The organism is Curvibacter soli (assembly GCF_029211125.1).
Lineage (GTDB): Bacteria > Pseudomonadota > Gammaproteobacteria > Burkholderiales > Burkholderiaceae_C > Curvibacter_A > Curvibacter_A soli.
The window spans coordinates 1-22,649 of record NZ_JARGEN010000080.1; the positions used below are offsets into that span (position 1 = coordinate 1).

The 22,649-nt window shown below is 67.9% G+C and carries 22 protein-coding genes; 10 read left to right on the forward strand and 12 right to left on the reverse strand.

The annotated features are described in order from the left end of the window. Window positions 1-982 (forward strand): ferritin-like domain-containing protein (locus PY257_RS15685; protein WP_275743506.1); only part of this gene is annotated, 982 nt, incomplete at its 5' end. A 1-nt stretch (window position 983) separates the two neighbouring features. Here the strand turns inward: PY257_RS15685 and PY257_RS15690 are convergent. Further along, window positions 984-1,217, reverse strand: coding sequence for a hypothetical protein (locus PY257_RS15690; protein WP_275743508.1), 234 nt, complete (start codon window positions 1,215-1,217; stop codon window positions 984-986). 321 nt (window positions 1,218-1,538) lie between these two features. Here PY257_RS15690 and selD point away from each other — a divergent pair, with 321 nt between their 5' ends. Further along, window positions 1,539-2,597 carry a selenide, water dikinase SelD gene (gene selD / locus PY257_RS15695; RefSeq protein ID WP_275743510.1) on the forward strand — a complete coding sequence of 353 codons (1,059 nt, stop codon included), beginning with the start codon at window positions 1,539-1,541 and terminating at the stop codon, window positions 2,595-2,597. Further along, complete coding sequence (gene mnmH / locus PY257_RS15700; RefSeq protein ID WP_275743512.1) at window positions 2,597-3,670, forward strand: tRNA 2-selenouridine(34) synthase MnmH; 1,074 nt, start codon at window positions 2,597-2,599, stop codon at window positions 3,668-3,670. Before selD ends, mnmH begins: the two co-directional genes overlap by 1 nt. Window positions 3,671-3,710: 40 nt before the next feature. Here the strand turns inward: mnmH and PY257_RS15705 are convergent, their stop codons facing one another. The 7 genes from PY257_RS15705 to PY257_RS15735 form a co-directional block, all read right to left on the reverse strand. Next, window positions 3,711-4,754 carry an adenosine deaminase gene (locus tag PY257_RS15705; protein ID WP_275743514.1) on the reverse strand — a complete coding sequence of 348 codons (1,044 nt, stop codon included), beginning with the start codon at window positions 4,752-4,754 and terminating at the stop codon, window positions 3,711-3,713. Window position 4,755: 1 nt separating this feature from the next. Further along, on the reverse strand, window positions 4,756-5,742 hold the full coding sequence (locus tag PY257_RS15710; RefSeq protein WP_275743516.1) for an aromatic ring-hydroxylating oxygenase subunit alpha: 987 nt from the start codon (window positions 5,740-5,742) through the stop codon (window positions 4,756-4,758). 105 nt (window positions 5,743-5,847) lie between these two features. Further along, the gene (locus PY257_RS15715; protein ID WP_275743518.1) at window positions 5,848-7,011 is read right to left on the reverse strand and encodes a BMP family ABC transporter substrate-binding protein; all 1,164 of its coding nucleotides are present in this window, start codon (window positions 7,009-7,011) and stop codon (window positions 5,848-5,850) included. 181 nt (window positions 7,012-7,192) lie between these two features. Beyond that, window positions 7,193-8,113 carry an ABC transporter permease gene (locus PY257_RS15720; protein ID WP_275743520.1) on the reverse strand — a complete coding sequence of 307 codons (921 nt, stop codon included), beginning with the start codon at window positions 8,111-8,113 and terminating at the stop codon, window positions 7,193-7,195. Next, the gene (locus PY257_RS15725) at window positions 8,113-9,183 is read right to left on the reverse strand and encodes an ABC transporter permease (protein ID WP_275743522.1); all 1,071 of its coding nucleotides are present in this window, start codon (window positions 9,181-9,183) and stop codon (window positions 8,113-8,115) included. The genes PY257_RS15720 and PY257_RS15725 overlap by 1 nt, the downstream gene beginning before the upstream one ends. Continuing rightward, a complete protein-coding gene (locus PY257_RS15730) occupies window positions 9,180-10,790 on the reverse strand; it encodes an ABC transporter ATP-binding protein (RefSeq protein ID WP_275743524.1) in 1,611 nt (536 codons plus the stop codon). Before PY257_RS15730 ends, PY257_RS15725 begins: the two co-directional genes overlap by 4 nt. 57 nt (window positions 10,791-10,847) lie before the next feature. Next, a complete protein-coding gene (locus PY257_RS15735) occupies window positions 10,848-11,780 on the reverse strand; it encodes a LysR family transcriptional regulator (RefSeq protein WP_275743526.1) in 933 nt (310 codons plus the stop codon). A gap of 98 nt (window positions 11,781-11,878) precedes the next feature. On the opposite strand from PY257_RS15735, the gene xdhA reads away from it, so the two are divergent. Both xdhA and xdhB read left to right on the forward strand, forming a co-directional pair. Beyond that, on the forward strand, window positions 11,879-13,441 hold the full coding sequence (gene xdhA, locus PY257_RS15740) for a xanthine dehydrogenase small subunit (RefSeq protein WP_275743528.1): 1,563 nt from the start codon (window positions 11,879-11,881) through the stop codon (window positions 13,439-13,441). Further along, window positions 13,438-15,792 (forward strand): xanthine dehydrogenase molybdopterin binding subunit, encoded by a 2,355-nt coding sequence (xdhB, locus tag PY257_RS15745; RefSeq protein WP_275743530.1) that lies wholly within the window; start codon window positions 13,438-13,440, stop codon window positions 15,790-15,792. The genes xdhA and xdhB overlap by 4 nt, the downstream gene beginning before the upstream one ends. On the opposite strand, the gene PY257_RS15750 is transcribed toward xdhB, so the two are convergent. Both PY257_RS15750 and PY257_RS15755 read right to left on the reverse strand, forming a co-directional pair. Beyond that, complete coding sequence (locus tag PY257_RS15750) at window positions 15,785-16,009, reverse strand: tyrosine-type recombinase/integrase (protein WP_275743532.1); 225 nt, start codon at window positions 16,007-16,009, stop codon at window positions 15,785-15,787. The two genes, xdhB and PY257_RS15750, sit on opposite strands and share 8 nt — an antisense overlap. A 49-nt stretch (window positions 16,010-16,058) precedes the next feature. Beyond that, window positions 16,059-16,436 (reverse strand): phage integrase N-terminal SAM-like domain-containing protein, encoded by a 378-nt coding sequence (locus tag PY257_RS15755; protein WP_275743534.1) that lies wholly within the window; start codon window positions 16,434-16,436, stop codon window positions 16,059-16,061. Window positions 16,437-16,588: 152 nt separating this feature from the next. On the opposite strand from PY257_RS15755, the gene PY257_RS15760 reads away from it, so the two are divergent. From PY257_RS15760 to PY257_RS15775, 5 genes are all read left to right on the forward strand, one after another. After that, entirely contained in the window at window positions 16,589-16,801 is a 213-nt protein-coding gene (locus PY257_RS15760) for a hypothetical protein (RefSeq protein ID WP_275743536.1), read from the forward strand. 3 nt (window positions 16,802-16,804) lie between these two features. Next, on the forward strand, window positions 16,805-17,008 hold the full coding sequence (locus PY257_RS15765; protein ID WP_345799255.1) for a PH domain-containing protein: 204 nt from the start codon (window positions 16,805-16,807) through the stop codon (window positions 17,006-17,008). A gap of 1,024 nt (window positions 17,009-18,032) precedes the next feature. Continuing rightward, window positions 18,033-18,353 (forward strand): hypothetical protein, encoded by a 321-nt coding sequence (locus tag PY257_RS15770; protein WP_275743538.1) that lies wholly within the window; start codon window positions 18,033-18,035, stop codon window positions 18,351-18,353. 363 nt (window positions 18,354-18,716) lie between these two features. Continuing rightward, window positions 18,717-18,827 (forward strand): DUF1010 domain-containing protein, encoded by a 111-nt coding sequence (locus PY257_RS16360; protein ID WP_419095728.1) that lies wholly within the window; start codon window positions 18,717-18,719, stop codon window positions 18,825-18,827. Next, window positions 18,820-19,299, forward strand: a complete 480-nt coding sequence (locus PY257_RS15775; protein ID WP_275743540.1) for a DUF6985 domain-containing protein — start codon at window positions 18,820-18,822, stop codon at window positions 19,297-19,299. The genes PY257_RS16360 and PY257_RS15775 overlap by 8 nt, the downstream gene beginning before the upstream one ends. Window positions 19,300-19,435: 136 nt before the next feature. On the opposite strand, the gene PY257_RS15780 is transcribed toward PY257_RS15775, so the two are convergent. Together PY257_RS15780 and PY257_RS15785 are read right to left on the reverse strand one after the other, a co-directional pair. Continuing rightward, window positions 19,436-21,448 carry a sensor domain-containing diguanylate cyclase gene (locus PY257_RS15780; RefSeq protein WP_275743542.1) on the reverse strand — a complete coding sequence of 671 codons (2,013 nt, stop codon included), beginning with the start codon at window positions 21,446-21,448 and terminating at the stop codon, window positions 19,436-19,438. Window positions 21,449-21,607: 159 nt separating this feature from the next. Continuing rightward, window positions 21,608-22,231, reverse strand: coding sequence for a Crp/Fnr family transcriptional regulator (locus PY257_RS15785; protein ID WP_275743544.1), 624 nt, complete (start codon window positions 22,229-22,231; stop codon window positions 21,608-21,610). Between the last annotated feature and the right edge of the window lie 418 nt (window positions 22,232-22,649).

Genomic DNA, 22,649 nt, shown 5'->3' on the forward strand with positions numbered 1-22,649 from the left:
CGCGCAGGCCGGGCGCTGGCGCGGCGCCGCCGCCACCGGCCACAGCGACCCGCGCGCCGGGGATGCCGTGGCCGCGCATGCCGAGCCCGCCTGGGGCCTGGCCGCGCGCGGCGCGATGGTGGAGGCCGGCGCGCCCGCCTTCGCGTTCCGCCTGCATGCGAAGCACGAACTCTGGACCGACAGCGCCGCCGACCTCTACGCCCAGGCGGTGGCCGCGCAGTGGAACGCCGACACCGCCATCGACTGGAGCGATGCGCCCCCACTGCCCGCCGCGGTGGAGGACGCCATCGTCCAGGTCATGACCTACATGGTCGAGAACGAGAACGCCGCGCTGCTGGTGCCCGCGCGCTTCCTGGGCCAGCTGCACCCGCACTTCCGCGAACTGCAGGCCGCGCTGGCGATCCAGGTGGCCGACGAGGCGCGGCACATCGACGTATTCACGCGCCGCATCCGCCGCCACGGGCGCGAGCCGGCGCTGTCCACGGCGGGCGGGCAGGCGTCGCTGAAAAGCCTGCTCGACGAGCCGGATTTCTCCGTCGCGGGCTTCCTGCTCTCGGTACTGGGCGAAGGCACCTTCGTGAACCTGCTGCAGTTCCTGCAAACCGAGGCGCCCGACCCGCTGACGCGCCAGATCGCCCGCCTGGCCGCGCGTGACGAGGCGCGCCACGTCGCCTTGGGCATGTCGCACCTGCTGTACCGGCTGGAGCGCGAGCCCGACTTCCGCCACCGCCTGGCGCAGGCCGTGGAGCAGCGCCACGATGCGCTGGCCGGCACCGCGGGCCTGAACGAGGAGGTGTTCGACGCGCTCGTGCTCATCGCCGCCGGCAGCCTCGCGCCCGCCAATGTGGCGCGCGGCTATGCGCGGGTGCAGCAGCTCATGCGCGACATGGCCGACGGCCGGTACGCAAAGCTGGTGCGCCTGGGCTTCCCGCGCGCGCAGGCCGAGCAACTCGCGGCGCTGCACACGCGCAATTTCATGTAGTTCAGCGCAGCGCCTGCACCTGCGCCTGCGCCTGCACCTGGATCTCCGGCGCGTCCCAGCCCAGCTCGCCCATGTGCCACAGCCGCGCGGCGCTCAGGTTGTTGGCGGGCGAAGGGTCGGTGCCCAGGTCGGCGGCACGGTGGCGCACAGCGATGCGGTTGACCGGCGTGACCTGGTGCGGCGCATCCGGCGTGACCCACTCGACGGCCAGCAGGCGCGTGTCCTGGCCCGGCACGGGCGGCCACTTCGGCGCGCCTGGCGCCAGGGGCCTCGAAGCGGGTGGAAAGCAGGCGCTGGTGGCCGGCCATGTCGGCGGGCAGCAGCAGCCTGACGGGCGCGGTGCCGGCGCGCTCGGCCAGATCCACCGTGGTGGTGGCATCGAAGCTGCGTCAGCCGGCGGCGGGCACGGCCAGTGCACCGCCCACGCCCAGCACGGGCAGGGAGGATGCGGCACGAAGGAAGCTGCGACGGCACATGGGGTGCTTCTGGAGAAATCTTGTGCTGCGGATAATAGCCCCCGCACTGCCGCCCCCCTGCGGCCAGTGGGAAAAGTCATATGCCCTCCCCATCCTCTCTGACACCGCGCCTCACCTCCCTCTCGCACGGCGGCGGCTGCGGCTGCAAGATCGCGCCTGGCGTCCTCAGCGACCTGCTGGCCCGCAGCAGCCTGCCGCCGCAGTTCTTCCCCGACCTGCTGGTGGGCACCGAAACCGCCGACGATGCAGCCGTCTACCGCATCAACGCGCGCCAGGCCATCGTCGCTACCACCGACTTCTTCATGCCGATCGTGGACGACCCGTACGACTTCGGACGCATCGCCGCCACCAATGCGCTGTCGGACATCTACGCCATGGGCGGCCAGCCGCTGCTGGCGCTGGCCATCGTGGGCATGCCGATCAACGTGCTGCCGCACGACGTGATCGCGCGCATCCTCGCAGGCGGCGAGTCGGTCTGCCGCGAGGCTGGCATTCCGCTGGCGGGCGGGCATTCCATCGACTCGGTGGAGCCGATCTACGGCCTCGTGGGCATCGGCATCGTCGATCCGGCGCGACTCAAGCGCAACTCCGGCGCCCAGGCGGGTGACGTGCTGATCCTGGGCAAGCCGCTGGGCGTGGGCATTCTCTCTGCCGCGCTGAAGAAAGACCTGCTCGACGCCGCCGGCTACGCCGCCATGGTGGCCGCCACCACGCAGCTCAACCGGCCCGGCACCGAACTGGCCCAGCTCGACGCCGTGCATGCCCTGACTGACGTGACCGGCTTCGGTCTGCTGGGCCACACGCTGGAGCTGGCGCGGGGCGCGGGCCTGGCGGCGCGCATCGACTCCGCGCACCTGCGCCTGCTGCCGGGCGTGCGGGCGTTCGCCGAGCAGGGCATCGCCACCGGTGCATCGGGCCGCAACTGGGCGTCCTATGGCGCCAGCGTGCGCTTGCCAGCCGATTGCGACGCCGCCACGCAAGCCATATTGACCGACCCGCAGACCTCCGGCGGTCTGATGGTGGCCTGCGCGCCCGAGGCGGCGGCGCAGGTGCTGGCGCTGTTCGCGCGCCACGGTTTCGCCGACGCGGCGCCAATCGGCCACATGCAAGCCGGCCCGACGCAGGTCGCCGTGGTCTGATGCGTTCCTCCATCCAGGCCGGCGTGGCCGACCGTCACGCCTTCGATGCCCTCATCGACACCCGTTCGCCCGCCGAATTCGCGCTCGACCGCATTCCCGGCGCCATCAACCTGCCCGTGCTCGACAACGACGAGCGTGCCACCGTCGGCACGCTGTACGTGCAGCACAGCGCCTTCGAGGCCCGGCGCATGGGCGCGGGCCTGGTGGCCGCCAACCTGGCGCGCCACCTGGCTGGCTACCTGGCCGACAAGCCGCGCGGCTGGCGGCCCTTCGTCTACTGCTGGCGCGGCGGCCTGCGCAGCGGCACCATGGTGTACTGGCTGCGCCAGGTGGGCTGGGACGCCTGCCAGCTCCAGGGCGGCTACAAGCAGTGGCGCGCCCACGTCATTGAGCGCATCGCCACGCTGTCACCACAACTGGCGCTGCGCGTGGTGGCCGGCGCCACGGGCAGCGCCAAGACCCGCGTGCTGCAAGCCATGGCCCGCCACGGCGCGCAGGTGCTGGACCTGGAAGCCTGCGCCAGCCACAAGGGTTCGGTGCTGGGCAACCTGCCGGGCGTGCCGCAGCCTTCGCAGAAAGGTTTCGAGACCCGCATCGTGGAAGCCCTCGAAACCTTCGACCTGCGCCGCCCGGTGTTCATCGAGGCCGAAAGCCGCAAGATCGGCGCGCTGGCCGTGCCGCTGCCACTGCTGGAGCGGCTGCGCGCCAGCCCCTGCGTCGAGATCATGGCTCCGCCCGCCGAGCGGCTGGCCTACCTGCTGCGCGACTACGCCTACCTGGGCGACGACCCTGCCGCGCTGGAGGCCGCCATCACCAAGCTGCACGAACTGCACAGCCGTGAGACCATGGACCGCTGGCAAGGCTGGGCACGCGCGAGCCACCTGCGCCCGCTTTTCGAAGAGCTGATGCTGCAGCACTACGACCCGCTCTACACGCGCTCGCAGCGCAGCCACTTCTTCGCCTGGGAACAGCGCCAATCCGTTACGGCACAGGCGTTGGATGACATGGGCATCGAAACGCTGGCCCAGCGCATTCTTGCGCAGGTTGAGCAGCCTCTTTTGCTATCTATTTAGTAGCTACAAGCCCAGGTAGAACAAGCGCTTCAGGCACTTTTCATTCAAATTTCGCAAACACCTCGTCCAGCCGGTCGATCAGCTGCTGCTTCTGCGTCGCATCCCCAAAGCTGCCCTCGAAACTGTTGCGCGCCAGCTGGTAAGCCTGTGTTGCGCCCAGCCCGGTGGCGGCGAAGGTCTGGGTGAAGTTTTCGTTGATGTAGCCGCCAAAATAGGCCGGGTCGTCGGAATTGACCGTGGCAACCAGGCCTGCTTCCAGCAGGCGGCCCAGGTTGTGGTGCTGGAGGTCGGGGAACACGCAGAGCTTCTGGTTCGACAGCGGGCACACGGTGAGGGGAATGCGGTCACGGGCCAGTCTTTGCATCAGCGCGGCGTCGCGCACCGACTGCACGCCGTGGTCGATGCGCTCGACCTTGAGCACATCGAGCGCGCTCCACACGTAGGCCGGTGGCCCTTCCTCGCCCGCGTGCGCCACCAGGTGCAGGCCCAGTGCGCGGCAGCGCGCGAACACGCGAGCGAACTTCTCGGGCGGGTGGCCGACCTCGCTGCTGTCCAGGCCCACGCCGATGATCTTGTCGAGGAACGGCTGGGCCTGCTCCAGCGTCTGGAACGCGTCCTCCTCGCTCAAATGGCGCAGGAAGCACAGGATCAGCGCGGCGCTCACGCCCAACTGCTTTTGCGCATCCGCGCAGGCGCGGTGCAGGCCGTCGATCACCGTCGCCATGTCCACGCCGCGTGCGGTGTGGGTCTGCGGGTCGAAGAAGATCTCGGCGCGCGCCACATTGTCGGCGGCAGCCTTGCGCAGATAGGCCCAGGCCATGTCGTAGAAGTCCTGCGCGGTGATGAGCACGCTGGCGCCCGCGTAGTAGATGTCGAGGAAGCTCTGCAGGTTGGTGAAGGCGTAGGCGCGGCGCAGTTCCTCCACGCCGGCGTAGGGAATGGCGATGCCGTTGCGCTGGCTCAGGGCGAAGATGAGTTCGGGTTCGAGCGAGCCCTCGATATGGATGTGCAACTCGGCCTTGGGCATGGCTGCCAGCAGTGCGGGCAGGCGGTCGGCGGCGATGGGCCGAAAGGTGTTTGTCATTTCAACAGACTCCAAAGGTGATGCCGGCCATGCGCAGGTGGCGGCGGTAGGCGGAAGAGGCGCGGTCCGCCGCAGTGTGCAGTTCGGCGTGCAGGTCCAGCGGCAGGCGCTTCGGAAGCTGCGACTCCAGCACCGGCTGGTCCTGCGTGAAGATGGTGTGCTGGAAGGCGCGCAGCTTCTCGTCGGGCGTGTCGAAGTCGGCCACGGCCAGGCGGAACCAGACGCGGCTGCTCTCGGGCGTGACGGGGCAGATGTAGAGCGCGATGGATTCGCGCCAGCCGTCGATGGCGACGCTGGCCGCGTCCGGCACCTTGGTCAGCACCGCCGCATAGGGCGCGGTGACTTCGTAGGTGTATTCGACCTGCGCGGGCGCGGTGGAATGCAGGTTGGACTGCGGCTGCCAGGCCTTGCAACCCGTGGCCAGCAGGCCCGTGGGCGTGGGTTGTACCGCGTAGCTTTCGATGGCGGCGGCATCGCGCGCGCCGAGCCAGCCCTCGTGCACGAAGCCGAAGTGCGCCATGTCCAGGAAGTTCTCCACGATGCGCGGCGCGCTGGCCGCCACGTCGTAGGGCCCGCAGTTGAGCTTGCGCAGGCGCGCGTCGCCCTCCGCCGCGAAGGCGGGCAGCGCGGGGCCACCTTCGGCCTGCGCGTCTAGCCGCACCCAGACCAGGCCATGCGCCTCGCGCGCCGCATGGGTCTGCGCGCAGTGGCCCGCGGGCGGCGCGAAGGCCGGCAGCGCGGGCACGTGCTCGCAATGGCCCGAGGGCCCGAAGCGCCAGCCGTGGTAGGGGCATTCGAGCTGGCCGTCCCGCACCCGCCCGAGCGAGAGTCGCGCGCCGCGGTGGGGGCAGCGGTCGGCCCAGGCATGCACGGCGCCCGTGTCGTCGCGCCAGAGCGCCAGGTCGGTGTCCAGCAGCCGCGCGGCCACGGGGGTCTGCGCCACGTCGGCGCTTAGGGCGGCAGGGTGCCAGTGCTGATGTTCGATCATCGTGAGGAATTCAGGGGGGGGGAGCCAATGCAAAGAGCCGCCCACGGGCGGCTCTTTGCGCTGGGGGCGCCCCCTGTCGGGGCGCCCCTGGGGCGGGCCGCCGGCTTACTTCTTGTCGCCGCCGGGCACCTTGCCTTCCACGCCCTTGACGTAGAAGTTCACGCCGCCCAGGAACTGGTCGTCCGCCACGGCGTCCTTGGCCAGCACCACCTTGCCGGCGTTGTCGGCGATGGGGCCCTTCCAGATCGCGAAGGTGCCTTCCTTCAGGCCCTTCTTGATCTCATCGACCTTGGCCTTGGTTTCGGCCGGCACGTCCTCGGCGATGGAGACGAGGTCGATCGCGCCTTCCTTCACGCCCCACCAGCTCGGCGTGTTGGCCCAGGTGCCTTCGAGCACGTCCTTGGTGGCCTTGATGTAGTACGGGCCCCAGTTGATGATGGAGGAAGCCAGGTGGGCCTTGGGGCCGTAGGCGGTCATGTCGCTATCCCAGCCGAAGGCGCGCTTGCCCTTCTCCTCGGCGGTCTTGAGCACGGCGGGCGAGTCGGTGTTCTGGAACAGGATGTCCGCGCCGCCGTTGATCAGGGCCGTGGCGGCCTCGGTTTCCTTGGGCGGGCTGAACCATTCGTTGACCCAGACCACCTTGGTCTTGATCTTCGGGTTGACCGACTGCGCGCCGAGCGTGAAGCTGTTGATGTTGCGGATCACCTCGGGGATCGGCACCGAGCCCACCACGCCGAGCGTGTTGCTCTTGGTCATCGCGCCCGCGATCACGCCGGCCATGTAGGCGCCTTCATAGGTGCGGCTGTCGTAGGTGCGCAGGTTGGCCGCCGTCTTGTAGCCGGTGGCGTGCTCGAACTTCACGTCGGGGAAGTCGGCGGCGACCTTGAGCATGGGCTCCATGTAGCCGAAGGTGGTGCCGAACACCAGCTTGTTGCCCTGCTGGGCCATGTCGCGCAGCACGCGCTCGGCGTCGGCGCCCTCGGGCACGCTCTCGACGAAGCTGGTGGCGATCTTGTCGCCGTATTCCTTCTCCAGCGCCTTGCGGGCCGTGTCGTGCGCATAGGTCCAGCCGCCGTCGCCCACCGGGCCGACGTAGGCGAAGGCGATCTTCAGCGGCTCGGGCTTGGGCGCGGCAGCGGCAGGAGCCGGGGCCGGTGCGGGCGCGGGTGCCGGTGCGGGCTCTTCCTTGCCACAGCCCACGAGGGCGGCGGCGGCCACGGCGGAAAGTGCGGCCACCTTGAGCAACGAGCGTTTGTGCAGATCAGTCATGTCGGATCCTTCTAAAAAGAGTAGTGAGACAGGGGGGGCAAGAGTGATTATGGAACGGCCAGGTTTCGCCGCCGGTCCGCCCCAAGGCGAAACGCGGCCGCATGCGCCAGCGAAGCGCAGGGCACGCCTGTGCATGGGGGCAGGGAGCGACGCGCAGTGCGCGACCGTGGGGGCCAAAGGTTCATGAGCCGGGATAAAACGGTTTACCGATCGAGGCTGGCATGTTCACGCGAATCCACGCTGGATTGCGCGAGATCAAGGCCAGCACCACGATGGTGGCCACATAGGGCAGCATGCTGAGTATCTGGCTCGGCACGTTCACGCCCACGCCCTGCAGGTGGAACTGCAGCATGGTCACGCCGCCGAACAGGTAGGCACCCAGCAGCACCCGCGCGGGCCGCCAGGTGGCGAAGGTGGTGAGCGCCAGCGCGATCCAGCCGCGCCCGGCCACCATGCCCTCCACCCACAGCGGCGTGTAGGCGGTGGAGATGTAGGCCCCGGCCAACCCGCAGAGCGCGCCGCCGGCCATCACGGCGGCCAGCCGGATGCGCCGCACCGGGTAGCCCAGCGCGTGCGCCGACTCGGGCGACTCGCCCACCGAGCGCAGCACCAGCCCGGCGCGCGTGCGGTACAGGAACCAGACCAGCCCCGCCGCCAGCACGATGGCGACGTAGACCATGGGATGCTGGCGAAACAGCGCCGGCCCGACGAGCGGGATGTCACCCAGCACGGGAATGGCGAAGCGCGGCCGCTCCGGCAGCTTGGCCTGCACGTAGCCGATGCCCGCGAAAGCCGAGAAGCCCACGCCGAACAGGCTGAGCGCCAGCCCCGTGGCGTACTGATTGGTGCCCAGCCAGATCACCAGCACACCGAAGATGGCCGCCAGCAGCGCGCCCGCGCCCATGCCGGCCAGAAAGCCCAGCCAGTCGCTGCCCGTGTGCACCACGGTGGCGAAGCCCGCGATGGCCGCGCAGAGCATCATGCCCTCGGCACCCAGGTTGACGATGCCGGCCTTCTCGTTGACGAGCAGGCCCAGCGCCGCGATGGCCAGCACCGTGCCCGCGTTGAGCGTGGCGGCCAGCAGCAATGCGTAGGATTCCATCAGCGGCTCCCTCCCCTGGCGATGCGCACGCGGTACGCGATCAGCGTGTCGCAGGCCAGCAGCGTGAACAGCAGCAGGCCCTGGAACACGCCCGTGAGCGACTTGGGCAGCCCCAGGCGCGACTGCGCCAACTCGCCGCCGATGTAGAACATGCTCATGAGAATGGCCGACAGCACCATGCCCACCGGGTGCAGCCGCCCGACGAAGGCCACGATGATGGCCGCGAAGCCGTAGCCCATGGGCACGTAGGGCGTGAGCTGGCCCAGCGGCCCGGTCACCTCCAACGCGCCGGCCAGCCCCGCCGCACCGCCCGAGACGAGCAGCGCGCACCACAGCGCGGCGCGGCTGGAGAAGCCCGCGTAGCGCGCCGCCGCCGGCGCCAGCCCGCCCACCTGCTGCGCGAAGCCCGCGCGCGTGCGAAACAGGAACACCCACAGCGCCGCCACGCCGAGCAGCGCCAGGACGAGCCCGACGTTCACGCGCGAGCCTTTCATCAGGCGCGGTATCTGCGTCACCGCGTCGAAGGTCTTGGTCTGCGGGAAGTTGTAGCCCAGCGGGTCCTTCCACGGCCCGTAGACCAGGTAGCCCAGCACCAGCGTGCCCACGTAGACCAGCATCAGGCTCACGAGGATCTCGCTGGCATTGAAGCGGTCGCGCAGCAGCGCCACGATGCCGGCCCACGCCATGCCGCCCGCCACGCCTGCGAGCAGCACGGCGGGGATGATCCACGGCCCCGTGGTCTTGTCGGCCAGCAGCGCCACGCCGCTGGCCGCCACCGCGCCGATGACGAACTGGCCCTCGGCGCCGATGTTCCACACATTGGAGCGGAAGCACACCGCCAGTCCCAGCGCGATCAGCAGCAGCGGCGTGGCCTTGACCATCAGTTCGCCGATGGCGTAGGTGTTCTTGACCGGCTCCCAGAAGAACACCTGCAGCCCGCGCACCGGATCCTTGCCGAGCGCCGCGAACAGCGCCACGCCGATCAGCACCGTGACCAGCAGCGCCAGCAGCGGCGAGCCGTAGCTCCAGAAGCGCGATGCCTGCGCACGGGGTTCCAGCTTGAGCCTCATGGCGCCCCCACGCTTGTCACTTCGTGTACCGCGCCGTCCCCCGAGGCAGCGGCTTGCCTGGGGCGGCCCGGCGCGGCGCTCATGCCGCCACCCCCTTCGGCATTCCACAGCCCGCTCATCCATTGGCCGATCTGCTCGACCGTGGCGTCGGCCCGATCCACCGAGGGCGAGAGCTGGCCCTTGGCGATTACATGCAGGCGGTCGCAGACCTCGAACAGCTCGTCGATCTCCTCGCTGACCACCAGCACGGCGCAGCCCGCGTCGCGCAGCGCCAGGATTTCGCCGCGTATCTGCGCCGCCGCGCCCACGTCCACGCCCCAGGTGGGCTGCGAGACGAGCAGCAGCTTGGGGTTGGCGTCGATCTCGCGTCCGACGATGAACTTCTGCAGGTTGCCGCCCGACAGCGAGCGGGCCGCCGCCCACGGCCCGCCGGCCTTGACGCCAAAGCGGGCGATGATGTCCGCGGCCTGCGCCTCGAGCCGCCGCATGCGCAGCCAGCCGCCCCGCCCGACCGCGTCGGTGCGCGTAAGCAGCAGGTTGTGCGCCAGGCTCATCGTGGGCACGGCGCCGCGGCCCAGCCGCTCCTCCGGCACGAAGTGCAGGCCCAGCGCGCGCCGCCGCCCCGGCGGATAGCGCCCCGCGGGCAGTTCCGCGATCTGCACCATGGCGGGCTCGGCGCGCGTGTCCTCGCCCGACAGGGCGTGGAGCAGCTCCTTTTGCCCGTTGCCCGACACGCCCGCGATGCCCACCACCTCGCCCGCGCGCACGGCCAGCGACACGCCCGACAGGTCCACGCCGAACTGGTCCTGCCGCGCCAGCGCCAGGCCCTGCACGCGCAGCACGGCGGGACCCACGGTCGAGGCGCGGTGCTCCAGCGCGGCGGGCTCGGCGCCGATCATCAGGCGCGAGAGCGACGCGTTCGACTCCTCGCGCGGATCGCATACGCCCGTCACCTTGCCGCCGCGCAGCACCGTGCAGGCGCTGCACAGCGCGCGGATCTCGTGCAGCTTGTGGCTGATGTAGAGGATGCTGCAGCCCTCGGCGGCGAGCTTGCGCAGCACCACGAACAGCTTCTCGACCGCCTGCGGCGTGAGCACCGAGGTGGGCTCGTCGAGGATCAGCAGCCGGGGGTTGGTGAGCAGCGCGCGGATGATCTCCACGCGCTGCATCTCGCCCACGGAGAGGGTGTGCACCGGGCGCGCGGGGTCGATGTCCAGACCGTACTCGGAGGCGGTGGCGACGATGCGGCGCGTCACCTCGGCCAGCCGGGTGCTCTTGTCCAGGCCCAGCCACACGTTCTCGGCCACGGTCAGCGTGTCGAACAGGCTGAAGTGCTGGAACACCATGCTGATGCCCAGGGCCCGCGCCTCCTGCGGGTTGCGCAGGTTCACCTGGCGGTTGTCCAACAGCATCTCGCCCTCGTCGGGCTTGACCGAGGCGTAGATGATCTTCATCAGCGTGGACTTGCCCGCGCCGTTCTCGCCCAGCACGGCATGGATCTCCCCGGGCATGACGGTCAGCGATACGCCGCTGTTGGCCACCACGGCAGGGTAGCGCTTGGTGATGCCCAGCAGTTGCAGCCGAGGTGCGGTGGGAGGTGCGTTCATGCGGGGCGTTTCATGAATGAAATATGGCTCTAGCGCTTTGTTTACCTGCGGTGGCAGCTATTCTTTTCGTAGCGAAGCGGCCACCGACTTGACCCGCTCGCGCAGCCAGATCACGGCGGCCGAAGTGTGCGTGCGCTCGTGCCAGAGCTGGTAGTACATGAGGCGCGGAAACTCCACCGGCGGCACGAGGATGGCCAGCGGCAGTTGCTCGACGAAGCGCTCGCAGTACTGGCGGCCCGTGGTCAGCACCAGCAGGCTGGACGCCACCATGGCCGGGATGAGCCCGAAATGCGCGCAGCGCGCTGCGATGTTGCGCTGCAGGCCGACGCTGCCCAGGTAATCGTCGATCACGCCGCGCGCGCCGGGGTGCGTGGGTGTGGGGGCGATGTGCTCGGCGTCCAGCCACGCGGCCCGGTCCCAGCCGCGCTTGACCGCCGGATGATCGGCGCGCACCAGGCACACCACCTCGTCGCCGAAGAGCCGGCCCATGTGCAGGTCGTCGGGCGGCGCGGGCCAGTTGCCGATCACCACGTCGACGTCGCCCTGCGCTAGCTGGGCGTGGTAGTGCGCGTCGGGCGAGAGCGGCAGGATCTCGATGCGCGCAAGCGGCGCCTGGGTCTTGATCTGCGCCACGAGCTGCGGCAGGAACAGCGGGTCCAGGTAGTCGCTGGCGGCGATGCGGAAGGTATTGGCGGCGGTGCGCGGGTCGAAGCCGCGCGCGTCGGTGAACAGCACCTCGGCGGCGCGCAGGATGCTGGCCGCAGGCTCCACCATGCGCAGGCCCGCGTCCGTGGGAACCATGCCCGAGCCCGAGCGCACCAGCAGCGGGTCGTCGGCCAGGTCGCGCAGGCGCTTGAGCGCGGCGGACACGGCGGGCTGGTGCATGCCCAGCCGCACGGCTGCCCTCGATACGCTGCGTTCAGTCAACACGGTATGCAAGACCCTTATGAGATGGAGGTCGATCTTGTCGAAAAGGACTTGGTCTCTCATAGCGGTGCAAGCATTCTCGTCATATGCGCCGGCTTATGCCGGCATTGCCGCGGGCGCCTACCCTCAAGGCGCGACGACTCCGTATCGACACGACTCCCATGGAACACCGACCCCTTCGCTTCATCCGCCGAGGCAAGCGCATTGCGCTGGGCAATGTACCACCCGACCGCACGCTGCTGGAGGTGCTGCGCGAGGACCTGGGGCTCACCGGAACCAAGGAAGGCTGCGGCGAAGGCGACTGCGGCGCCTGCACCGTGGTGCTGGGCGAACCCGATGTGGACCATGGCGGCAACGCAATCAAATACCGTGCCATCAACAGCTGCATCCGGCTGGCGCACTCCATCGACGGCATGGCGCTGTGGACCGTGGAAGACCTGGCCGAGGACGACGGCACCCTGCATCCCGCGCAGGAAGCCATGGTGCAGTGCCACGGCAGCCAGTGCGGCTTCTGCACGCCCGGCTTCGTGATGAGCCTGTTCGGCATGTACCAGAACTACATCGCCCCCACGCTCGGCACTGGCGTGTCCTCGCCGCCCCCCGGAGGAGCTGGCGCGCCTTGGGGCGGCCCGGCGGCGCGCCGCGTCTGCAAAGGCGAGGCAATCACCCGCACGGTGGCGCAGGAGGATTTGTCGGGCAACCTGTGCCGCTGCACCGGCTACCGCCCCATCTTGGACGCCGCGCAGCGCATGGCCACCCTGCCCCCGGTGCGCGTGGACGAGGCCGATCTGCTACAAAAATTGAAGCTACTCGCGCAGGAAGTACGGGCGCTGGAGGCCAATTTGGCTTATATCGCGCCCGACAGCGTGGCTGCCCTGCTGGCCGCCCGCGCCGCCCACCCCGACGCGCAGGTGGTGGCCGGCGGCACCGACGTGGGCCTGTGGGTGACCAAGCAGCACCGGCAGTTCGCCCGTGTGCTCGACGTGACCCGCGCCGCCGAGCTGCGGCGCATCGAAACGTCGGCCACCACCATCGCCATCGGTGCCGCCGTGCCGTTGGCCGACGCCTACGCCGCGCTGGAGGCCGACCGCCCCGTGCTGCACCGCTTCGCCATGCGCTTCGCCGGCCTGCCGGTGCGCAACTCGGGCACGCTGGGCGGCAACGTGGCCAACGGCTCGCCGATCGGCGACTCCATGCCGCTGCTGATCGCGCTGGGCGCGCAGGTGGTGCTGGCCAGCGCCGCGCACGGCGAGCGCACGCTGGCGCTGGAGGACTTCTACCTCGGCTACCGCAAGACCGCGCTGGCCGCCGACGAATTGCTGGTGCGCATCCTGGTGCCGCGCCATTCCCCCGGCGAAGCGCTCAAGGCATACAAGATCAGCAAGCGGCAGGACGACGATATCTCTGCCGTCTGCCTCGCCATCAACCTCCACATCGACAACGGCGTGGTACGCGCCGCCCGCATCGGCGCGGGCGGCGTGGCCGCGACGCCCGCGCGCGCCCGCCAGACCGAGGCCGCGCTCGCCGGCCAGCCCTGGAGCGAGGCCACCGCGCAGCAGGCCGCGCAGGCGCTGCAAGCGGAGTTTCGGCCCATCAGCGACATGCGCGCCAGCGGCGCATATCGCCGCGCGCTGCTCGCAGCCCTGCTGCGCCGCTTCTGGCTCGAAACGCAGGGCGTGCCCGATGCGAGCCTCGAAACGCTGACCGCGACGGAGACCGCATGAACGCGCGCGACACGCAAGCCGACGCTGCGCCGGTGCCTGCCCGCGATAGCCATGATGCTGCGCCGGTGCCTGCCCGCGCAGCGGGCCAGCCGCACCCGCACGAAAGCGCGCGCGCCCAGGTGGCCGGCGCGGCCCACTACGTGGACGACATTCCCGAGATCAAGGGCACGCTGTACGCCGCGCCGATCCTCTCCACCGTGGCGCACGGCAGGCTGCGCGGCGTGGACGCCGCCGCCGCCCAGGCCATGCCCGGCGTGCGCGGCGTGCTGCTGAGCGCCGACGTGCCGGGCGACAAAATGCTGGCCGCCTTCGCGCACGACGAGCCGGTGTTCGCCATCGACACGGTGCAGCACGTGGGCCAGGTGGTCGGCGTGGTGGTGGCCGACACGGTGATGCAGGCCCGCCGCGCCGCGCGCCGGGTGGTGCTGGACATCGAGCCGCTCCCCGCCATCCTCACGCTGCAGGACGCGCTGGCCGCGCAGAGCTACGTGCTGCCGCCCGTGTTCGTGCGGCGCGGCGACGCGCAGCGGGCGCTCGCCAACGCGCCGCACCGGCTGCAGGGCGCGTTCGAGGTCGGCGGACAGGAGCACTTCTACCTCGAAGGCCAGATCGCCTACGCGCTGCCGCTGGAGCAGCGCCAGTGGTGGATCTACTCCAGCACCCAGCACCCCGGCGAGGTGCAGCACTGGGTGGCGCATGCGCTGGGCATCGAGAACAACGCCGTGCGCGTGGAGTGCCGCCGCATGGGCGGCGGCTTCGGCGGCAAGGAAACCCAGGCCGGCCACCTGGCCGTGTGGGCCGCCGTGGCCGCGCACAGGCTGGGCCGCCCGGTCAAGCTGCGGCTGGACCGCGACGACGACTTCATGGTCACCGGCAAGCGCCACCCGTTCGCCTACGAATACACCGTGGGCTACGACGATACGGGCCGCATCCAGGGCCTGCAGCTCATGCTGGCAGCCAACTGCGGCTTTTCCGCCGACCTGTCGGGCCCGGTGGCCGACCGCGCGGTGTTCCACAGCGACAACGCCTACTTCCTCGAAGACGTGGAGATCGCCAGCTACCGCTGCAAGACGAACACGCAGAGCCATACCGCCTACCGCGGCTTCGGCGGCCCGCAGGGCGTGATCGTGATCGAGGCCATCATGGGCGACATCGCCCGCGCGCTGGGCATCGACGCGCTGGACGTGCGCATGGTCAACCTGTACGGCACGCACGAGCGCAACGTCACCCACTACCAGATGACGGTGGAGGACAACATCCTCCAGCCATTGCTATCAACTTTGGAGCATTCAGCGCAGTACCGGAGACGGCAGGCAGCCATCGCGGCCTGGAACGCGCAAACCCCCGTGCTCAAGCGCGGGCTGGCGCTCACGCCGGTGAAGTTCGGCATCAGCTTCACCGCCACGCTGTTCAACCAGGCCGGCGCGCTGGTGCACGTGTACACCGACGGCAGCGTGCAGGCGAACCATGGCGGCACTGAAATGGGGCAGGGCCTGAACACCAAAGTGGCGCAGATCGTGGCCGACGAACTCGGCGTGCCGTTCGCCCGCGTGCGCGTGACCGCCAGCGACACCGGCAAGGTGCCCAACGCCAGCGCCACGGCAGCCAGCAGCGGCACCGACCTCAATGGCCGCGCGGCACAGTTCGCCGCCCGCAACGTGCGCGATAACCTCGCGGGCTTCGTCGCCGGGCTCGACAACTGCGGCGCGGGCGCGGTGCGCTTCGAGGGCGGGCAAGTCGTCTCGCCCACGGCCACGCGCCACTTCGACGACGTGGTGGGCATGGCCTACGCCAACCGCATCCAGCTCTGGAGCGACGGCTTCTACCGCACGCCCAAGATCCACTACGACAAGGCCACGCTCACCGGCCGCCCGTTCTACTACTTCGCCTACGGCGCGGCCTGCACCGAGGTGGTCATCGACACGCTGACCGGCGAAAGCCGTGTCCTGAAGGTGGACATCCTCCACGACGTGGGCCGCAGCATCAACCCGGCCATCGACGTGGGCCAGATCGAGGGCGGCTTCATCCAGGGTATGGGCTGGCTGACCACCGAACAACTGGTGTGGAACGACAAGGGCGTGCTCCCCACGCACGCGCCCAGCACCTACAAGATACCGGCCACGGGCGACACGCCAGCGCATTTCAAGGTGGACCTGTGGCCCGCGCCCAACCGCGAGGACAACGTCTACGGCAGCAAGGCCGTGGGCGAACCGCCGTTCATGCTGGCGATCAGCGTGTTCGAGGCCTTGCGCAATGCCGTGGCGGCGGCGCGCGGCGACGGGCAGGCGCCGCTCCAGGCTCCGGCCACGGCCGAAAACGTGCTGCGTGCGCTGGGGACGCTGATCAACTAGTCCGGTGTTCGATGCTTGGCGGCACAAATAAAAGCGATGCGTCTTGGCGCAGGGCAAGGCGCAAACCACAGCGACACCTGCGCGTGCCGACCCGGTCTTTGTTGCCCTTGCCCTCTCGGATAACAATTTCGCGCCGCGCAAACTCCACATCCTTGACGCGCAGGCGCAACGCCTCCAGCAAGCGCATACCCGTGCCATACAGCAACTGCGCAATCAACCCGGTGTGCCCTGCATGTGCAACAGCAAAGTGCGCACCTCGGTGGCCGTCAGAACCACCGGCAGGCGGCTGGGCGTTTTGGCCTGCACCACATCGTCCAGCCAGAGCAAATCCACACAGAGAGCATCTGCTTGTACAAATACAAAATCGCCGCCTTGGCCTGGTTCTGGGTCGATGCAGACACCTGGCGCTGCACCGCCAGATGCGTCAAAAAAGCCTCCGCCTCCGCCACGCCCATCTCTTGCGGATGCCGCTTGCCGTGAAACAGGATAAAGCGCCGCGCCCAATCGACATAAGCCGTCTCGGTGCGAATGCTGTAATGGCGCGTGCGCAGATGATCACGCAAACGATCCAACAGTTTGGGCGCTGGGGCGCCGCCCGGAACGGCAGACGCGGTGGGTGCAGCACGATCGGGAGACGATGTCATCCGGAAAATTTTAGGTTTGCCTAAACGACAGCATCTCGGTAGTGTTCTTATGTACCAATGGATACATCTTGTTTTGGCAGACCAACTGGCTTGCGGTGGCTGTCGTCTAATTCTAGTTAGGTCCAATTTTTATCAACCAAGAGGGAGCACATATGGCAAGCTACGTTCAAAACACACTCATCAAGGACGAAAAAATCATCTACGAAGGGAAAACCAGCATTTGGTCACTAATCCCTCTATTTGTTGTTGGATTAATTTTTCTTCCATTTTTAGGCCTTGGATTGCTTTTCTGGATTGCAGCCGTCATTCGATATGCCACAACAGAATTAGCATTTACGAATAAACGCGTTATCGCGAAATTTTGATTTATTAGAAGAAGCACTATCGAACTTAATCTAACAAAAGTCGAAAGCCTCCAAGTAAATCAAGGTATCCTTGGAAGGATTTTTAACTTTGGCACACTTGTTATTTCTGGTGCTGGTAATCCACAAGCACCAATTCCTGGAATTTCCGACCCAATGACTTTCCGTCGTTCATTCATGGAATATCAAGACAAGGTGCAAGCAGCCTAACATTTCATCGCAGCCGACCGCCTTCGGCGTCGGCTGAACTCAGGGCGTTAGCCTGCTTTCTCTGGCATATTCAAAACCATGCAATATCCAGCGGCATTCACCTTCGCAAGCAGAGTTTCCCGCCGGGTGTTGGGCTTCGTACCGGGCTTCGCCAGTTTGCAGTCTTTTTGGCCTCCAGCGCCTGTCCTGCTTGCGTCTGCGGCACTTTTTTTGGTAGCGACGTGCGCTTGCATGGCATGTCTGCTCTGGCCGCTGGGTCTATAGCCCGCCGGTCAAGCCGACCCGCCTACGGCGGGCCGCTTACCTTATTCGTTAGGCATCTCAAAATGCACCTTCCCGCATCCATCCGCACCGTGGCTAACATCCATGGACAGCAGCCATCCCCGATTCCAGACGGACCGGGGGTATATGCATTCTGGTGGGTTGCTGAAAAGGCTATTCTGCTAGCCTCAAACCGCACTTTAGTACTCAAGGGACCCAACAAGGTTCGAGTAAACGTCGAGTATCGAGACTGGTGGCCAGCAGAACTAACCTATCCATGTCTTTATGTTGGAAAGACGACCAATCTTCGGAAAAGATTTGGATTACACATAAAACGCAAGAGTGAAGGACGTTTGCATGCCGCCCATCCAGAGCATCACAAGGCAGAGCCGAATACAACCTCTTGCCAACTTCGATGGGGTATTGAACACATCTTTCCCGACGAACCTAATCCACTCCAACTGATATCCAGATCAGTGGGCTTTTCTTGGCGAAATGACTTCGGAGACAACGCGATCGCGGAGCGATTCTTCGCAGAAGATCGACTTGTCGGAACCTGGCGTCCGTGGTTCAACATCGACTCCGAGCGCTGAGATGCCTAACCCTCGCTCAACCGGACCCACTACGGCAGGGCACCACCTTGGCCCGGTCGGCGGTACGCGGCACATTTTCGCCAGCCCGGGTCAAGGCGCCCTGCCTCCGCAGGCCGCTTAGCTCGAACGTTAGGCAGCGTAGATACCACTTCCTCTGCTCTTCGACCGAAATGCAACACTTCACCTGGTCGCCCAAAGAGAAGCAACTCGCCCGCAAGGTATTCGAGCGTGCAGCCGCGGCCGAAGAACAAGAGCTACTCGAACGCTTCAAGACAAAGGCTGTTGGACTGAAGAACCTGGAAGACTTATGGGCGCTTCAGTTCGCAATTCGAGAGTCGGAGCGCGAGTATCAACAGAAATATGACTACCGCTACTCTCAACTCATTGTCGTCTTTGCCCGCCTTGTACGAGAAGAGCGAATCTCGATGGACGATCTTCGTGGCCTCAGCGAGGATAAGCTAAAGTGCGTCGAGGGCTTGGCAGCCCTGTGAAGCGCCAGCCGCAGGCGAGGTAAATGCGTCATGCACACAGCACGCCCAGCGCTGCCTAACCCCTCGTTCAAGCGGAGCGCCAACGGCAGGCCACCAGCGCCCGGCCGGTGGTACGCGGTACATTTTCACCGTCCGGGCGCTGGCGTCTCACCGTCAGCGCCCGGTTACCTCGAACGTTAGCCTACTTTCTCTGGCATATTCAAAACCATGCAATATCCAGCGGCATTCACCTTCGCAAGCAGTGTTCCGCCAGGTGTTTGGCTTCGTGCCGGGCTTCGCCAGTTTGCAGTCTTTTTGGCCTACAGCGCCCGTCCTGCTTGCGTCTACAGCTATTTTTTTGGTAGCGCCGTGCGCTTGCATGGCATGCCTGCTTTGGCCGCTGGGTCTAAACCGCCGGTCAAGCCGACCCGCCTTCGGCGGGCGGCTTACCTTCTCCATTGGGCGTCGCAACAACAAGCCATCGCGCATGTTTAGCCTCTTCACTCCACCGCCGCACGAACACCCCGTCCTCGGGACGATGCATTGGCGCAGCGGTCACTGGAGGACGGCGGTCGCTTTGGTAGGAGGCGATCCAACACCTCTGATCCTCGCGGGATCGAGGAAGAAGCCCGATGACGCAGCCATCTCCGAAGCGCTCGCACTACCCGAACTGCTTGTAAAGCACAGACAACAGATCGCGTCTGCGCTTTTTGAGCACTTCGAACCATATGACGATGCTCACACCGACAGAAGGTTGATCGATGAAGACGGCGAGTTACCGGGAATCCGTAACCCCAGGGACGCGCTCGAAGAATCAGAACTGGTAGCCGTCCTTGTGAAACCACTTGACGGGGTGATGACGGTTGAATTCTGCTTCACCACCACCTGGGACCGCGAACACACGCTGGGAGCGCGGTTCCAGCGAGGGGAGTGGCTCGAACTATGCGGAAGCACGCTCGTGCCGTGAGAGCGACGCCTAACCCCTCGCTCAAGCCAAGCGCCAACGGCAGGCCACCAGGGCCCGGTCGGCGGTACGCGGTACATTTTCGCCAACCGGGCCCTGGCGTCCTGCCGTCGTCGCCCGCTTAGCGTTGAACACTGCACTACGCTGCGCTGTGCGCGACCACGCAGTTGCGCCCGCGCCGCTTGGCCGCGTCGCAGGCCATGTCGGCGGCGTGCAGCGCTTCGTCACCGCCCAGGCTGGCGCCGGCCATGGCGATGCCGATGCTCACGCCCATGCCGTAGCTGTCGGGGCCATAGCGCGGCTCCCACGCCGCCACCGCGCGGCGCAGGCACTCGGCCATGTCCTGCGCGCGCTCCAGCGGGCAGGCCGGCAGCAGCATGGCGAACTCGTCGCCGCCCAGGCGCGCGACGGTATCGCCCTGCCGCGCCTCGGCTTCCAGCAGGCGGGCCAGGTGGCGCAGCGCATCGTCGCCGGCTGCGTGCCCCGCGCTGTCGTTCAGTACCTTGAAGTGGTCCAGGTCCACGAACAGCACCGCCGCATCGCCCGCCCCCAGCGCCTGTTGCAGCCGCCGCATGAATTCGTGCCGATTGACGAGCTGCGTCAGGCTGTCGTGCGCCGCGGCCCACGACAGCTTGCGCTTGGCTTCGCGGGCGGCGGTGACGTCCTCCAGTATCCAGATCGTGCCGGCCCCGGCGTCGGCAGCATCGATGCCGCGGCCCAGCAGGTGGGCCCAGAATTCGCTGCCGTCCTTGCGCCGCAACAGCACCTCGCCGTCAAAGTAGCCGTGGATGGCGAAGTCGGCACGCACGCGGGCGTGCAGGAGGGCGCGGGCCTGGGCCGACGGATGGAGCGCGCGCACCGGCTGGCCGCGCAGCTCGCCCGCGCCGTAGCCGAACATGTGGCAGGCGTGCTGGCCGACGATGTGCAGGCGGCCGCGGCGCACCACGGCGATGCCGACCGAGGCACTGTGCAGGATGGCCTGAAGCTGCCCGGCCATGGCCTGCTGCGCGCGGTGTGCGCTGGCCAGTTCGTGCGCCACGCGGCGCAGCACCTGCGCCAGCGCGCCGACCTCGCCGCGCGCATGCGGCCAGCCGGCATCCTCTGCGGCGGGTTCGCCATCCAGCAGCGCCGCGGCGCGGCGGCTCAGTTGCGTGACGGGCCACGCCATCCAGAAGACCAGGGCGCCCGCCGCCGCCGCGCACAGCCCCGTGGCGGCGGCCGCCTGCCAGGCGCTGCGCGGGCCGCCCTGCAGCGGGCGCAGGGCCTGCTGCGCGCCGCCGACGCGCGCCACCACCCACTGCGCCGCGGGCATGCCCGCCATGCCGACCACGTAGCCGGCGGCCACGCGGGCGCTGCCTGCGCCGGCCATCAGGGCGCCGTCGCGCAGCCACTGCGCATAGGCGGGGCCGACGCCGGGCTCGTCGCGCACCTGGCCCATGATGCGCGCGGGGTCCGGGTGCGACAGGATGGTGCCGTCGCGCGTGTAGACCATGAGCCTGGAGTCGCCCCCCCCGAGCAGCGCCATCGACGAGGGCAGCAGCCCCTGCGACTGCAGCCGCAGCCCGCCGCCGACCACGCCCATCACGCGTCCGTCGCCGTCGAGCATGGGCACGGTGAACAACACCGTGGGCTCGCGCGAGGCGTCGGCCAGCGGCTCGGAGATGCCGGGCTTGCCCTGCACCAGGGTGCGCAACAGGTAGTCGCGCTGCGCCGCGCTCAGCTCGGCGGCGGGCAGGAACCTGCCGCGCAGCATGTTGAGCCGCACCAGGCCGTCGGCGCGGGCGACGAGGATGGAGTCGAAGAACTGCGCTGCCGTGGGCTGGTAGAGCAGCAGGTATTCGAGCGGCGACGACGAATCGAGCATTTCCGCCGTGATGCCCGCGGCGAGCGAGCGCAGCACCTTCTGGCTCTGCTCGACCTTGCTTGCCAGCAGGCCCGCGACGACCTCCGCCTCGCCGGCCTGCTGGCGCACCAGCCGTTCCATGGCGTCGCGCCGGTTTTCGCGCGCGGCAAGATAGGTGGAGGCCGCGCCCGCGGCCAGCACGCACAGCATGGCCGCGAGTGCGGCGCGCAACGCCAGCGTGCCGCCGAACGCCGGCAGCCGCCAGCGCCGCCGCCGGGCGCCTGCCGCTTCTCGTGCCGGGGTGTCCATGGATCGCCGCCGCCTGCCATGCTGGTGCCTGTGAGCCGAAGCAGCGCGGGGCGCACGGCCCCGCGGCGCCGCCGTCGGAGCCTGTGGCCCACTATACGCAGCACCCAGGGCGCGGGCGCCTGGGTGGAACCCGGTGCGGGCTTCTACCGAGAAGCCGCGTCAGCCGCCCGCCACCGCGCGCAGGGCGGCAGGCTGCGGCAGGTCGAGCACACTGCCCGAGCCGGCGATGAGCCCCAGTTCGCGCAGGTTGCGCAGCACGCGCGAGAAGGTCTCGGGCGCGATGCCGAGTTGCGCGGCGATCAGGCGCTTGCGCTGGTGCAGGGTGACGCGCCAGGTGCCGTCCTTCTCATGCTCGGCATGGCGCAGCAGCCATTGAGCGCAGCGGGCACCGGCATCCTGCGCCAGCCGGCTCAACGCCAGTTCGGTCTGCTGGCGCTGGGACAGCGCCATGTCGTGCAGCAGGGTGCGCACGGGCGGCGGCAGAGCCGCGCAGGCGCTGCGGAATTCATCTAGCGGCATGCGGCGCAGCCGCACCTCGGTCTCGGCCACCATGTCGACCAGGCTGGGCAGGCCGAGCACTGCGGCGGAGGCGTCGAGCCAGGTCGGCCCTTCCACCACACCAAATTGGTGCCGCATCTGTCCGTCCTCGCACACACCGAACACCACCCGGCCGCTCTCCAGGTGCGTGGCCGTCTTGGCCGACACCATCCTGCCGCGCAGCAAAGCCCCCGCGGCGAGGAAATCGCATTCGGCTGGCAGGTTGAAAGAGGCTGAGGGCAGCATGCGGCCTACTGTGCCAACAGCGCCATATGTCCATCTTGAGAAAAATCAATAAAAACAATGCCGCTTTGGTTGGTGCGGCGCAACAACCCGCCTCTCGCCGCCGCCCGCACCCTCCTACAATTTGTGACAACCGTTTGTCAGTGCCTTTCCCACGGTTTTCGGCATGGCTCTTGCTTGTATACACATGGCGATGTTGATCGTATACATGCCCTTTTATCAATCGGTCGTACCCACTCTTTGCAGGAGAATCCATGAAGAAAACTATGACTGCCCTGTGCGCCGGCTTGCTGTGCGCCATGGGTGCCCACGCCCAGAGCACAGTCACGCTGTCAGGCACGGTGGATGCCTACGTAGTAGTCAGTCATGTTGAAACGCGAGGATAAATGCGAGTGAGCTTACGCCTGGCATCCTGGGTAGA

What these genes read in the sequence shown, in the direction of transcription:
- selD (WP_275743510.1), top strand. Translation starts at nt 1,539, where the DNA reads ATGCCCTCCCCATCCTCTCTGACACCGCGCCTCACCTCCCTCTCGCAC.
- mnmH (WP_275743512.1), top strand. Translation starts at nt 2,597, where the DNA reads ATGCGTTCCTCCATCCAGGCCGGCGTGGCCGACCGTCACGCCTTCGAT.
- PY257_RS15705 (WP_275743514.1), bottom strand. Translation starts at nt 4,754, where the DNA reads ATGACAAACACCTTTCGGCCCATCGCCGCCGACCGCCTGCCCGCACTG.
- PY257_RS15710 (WP_275743516.1), bottom strand. Translation starts at nt 5,742, where the DNA reads ATGATCGAACATCAGCACTGGCACCCTGCCGCCCTAAGCGCCGACGTG.
- PY257_RS15715 (WP_275743518.1), bottom strand. Translation starts at nt 7,011, where the DNA reads ATGACTGATCTGCACAAACGCTCGTTGCTCAAGGTGGCCGCACTTTCC.
- PY257_RS15720 (WP_275743520.1), bottom strand. Translation starts at nt 8,113, where the DNA reads ATGGAATCCTACGCATTGCTGCTGGCCGCCACGCTCAACGCGGGCACG.
- PY257_RS15725 (WP_275743522.1), bottom strand. Translation starts at nt 9,183, where the DNA reads ATGAGGCTCAAGCTGGAACCCCGTGCGCAGGCATCGCGCTTCTGGAGC.
- PY257_RS15730 (WP_275743524.1), bottom strand. Translation starts at nt 10,790, where the DNA reads ATGAACGCACCTCCCACCGCACCTCGGCTGCAACTGCTGGGCATCACC.
- PY257_RS15735 (WP_275743526.1), bottom strand. Translation starts at nt 11,780, where the DNA reads ATGAGAGACCAAGTCCTTTTCGACAAGATCGACCTCCATCTCATAAGG.
- xdhA (WP_275743528.1), top strand. Translation starts at nt 11,879, where the DNA reads ATGGAACACCGACCCCTTCGCTTCATCCGCCGAGGCAAGCGCATTGCG.
- xdhB (WP_275743530.1), top strand. Translation starts at nt 13,438, where the DNA reads ATGAACGCGCGCGACACGCAAGCCGACGCTGCGCCGGTGCCTGCCCGC.
- PY257_RS15755 (WP_275743534.1), bottom strand. Translation starts at nt 16,436, where the DNA reads ATGACATCGTCTCCCGATCGTGCTGCACCCACCGCGTCTGCCGTTCCG.
- PY257_RS15760 (WP_275743536.1), top strand. Translation starts at nt 16,589, where the DNA reads ATGGCAAGCTACGTTCAAAACACACTCATCAAGGACGAAAAAATCATC.
- PY257_RS15770 (WP_275743538.1), top strand. Translation starts at nt 18,033, where the DNA reads ATGCAACACTTCACCTGGTCGCCCAAAGAGAAGCAACTCGCCCGCAAG.
- PY257_RS16360 (WP_419095728.1), top strand. Translation starts at nt 18,717, where the DNA reads ATGCCTGCTTTGGCCGCTGGGTCTAAACCGCCGGTCAAGCCGACCCGC.
- PY257_RS15775 (WP_275743540.1), top strand. Translation starts at nt 18,820, where the DNA reads ATGTTTAGCCTCTTCACTCCACCGCCGCACGAACACCCCGTCCTCGGG.
- PY257_RS15780 (WP_275743542.1), bottom strand. Translation starts at nt 21,448, where the DNA reads ATGGACACCCCGGCACGAGAAGCGGCAGGCGCCCGGCGGCGGCGCTGG.
- PY257_RS15785 (WP_275743544.1), bottom strand. Translation starts at nt 22,231, where the DNA reads ATGCTGCCCTCAGCCTCTTTCAACCTGCCAGCCGAATGCGATTTCCTC.